General features: G+C 67.0%; 1 protein-coding gene. It reads right to left on the reverse strand.

The annotated features are described in order from the left end of the window. The coding region (locus tag Pme01_RS30700; protein WP_203935998.1) for a glycoside hydrolase family 10 protein at nt 1–901 on the reverse strand (901 nt) is incomplete at both ends.

Here is a 901-nt window from a genome sequence, read left to right on the forward strand (position 1 = left end):
CGTTGAGGGCGTTGAGGACCGACGTGTACGCCGCCTTCTTGTTGCCGCTGCCGTCGAACAGCAGCGGGCTCTCGCTCGAGCGCCACGAGTCGCTGTCGCGTACGCCCCAGACCGTGATGCCGAGGCAGCGCGACACGTTCATGCAGGCCTGGGTCAGGCCCTGGTACTGGGTGGTGGACGCGTTGGTGACGTCGACCTCGGTGAGGGCCACGTCGACGCCGGCCGACGCGAAGTTCTGCAGCGTGGTCTGGAAGTTGCCCGGCAGCGAGCTACCACCGGTGAAGTGGGTCTGAAGGCCCACGCAGTCGATCGGCACGCCGCGGGACTTGAAGTCCTTGACCATGTTGAGCACGCCCTGCGTCTTGCCGTAGGTCGCGTTCTCGATGTTGTAGTCGTTGTAGCAGAGCTTGACCGACGGGTCGGCCGCGCGGGCGGTCCTGAACGCGACCTCGATCCAGTCGTTGCCGGTGGCCTGCAGGTTGGACTGGCGGCGGCTGCCGTCCTCGTTGAAGGCCTCGTTCACCACGTCCCAGGCGGCGAGCTTGCCCTTGTAGTGGGCCATCACGCCGTTGATGTGGTCGATCATCGCCTGGCGCAGGCTGCTACCGGACAGGCTCTGCATCCAGCCCGGCTGCTGCGAGTGCCAGGCCAGGGTGTGGCCGCGGACCTTCATACCGCGCTGGGTGGCCCAGTTGTAGATCTGGTCGCCGGAGCCGAAGTTGAACTGGCCACGCTGCGGCTCGGTCGCGTCGGGCTTCATCTCGTTCTCGGCCGTGACCATGTTGAACTCACGCGCCGCGATCGTCGTGTAGTTCGAGTCGTTGAGCCTGCCGGCGGCGATCGCGGTACCGAAGTAACGGCCCGACTGCGCGGCCGCCGCACCCAGCGTCGACGCCGCCGC

The sequence above is a fragment of the Planosporangium mesophilum genome (assembly GCF_016863255.1).
Taxonomy (GTDB): domain Bacteria; phylum Actinomycetota; class Actinomycetes; order Mycobacteriales; family Micromonosporaceae; genus Planosporangium; species Planosporangium mesophilum.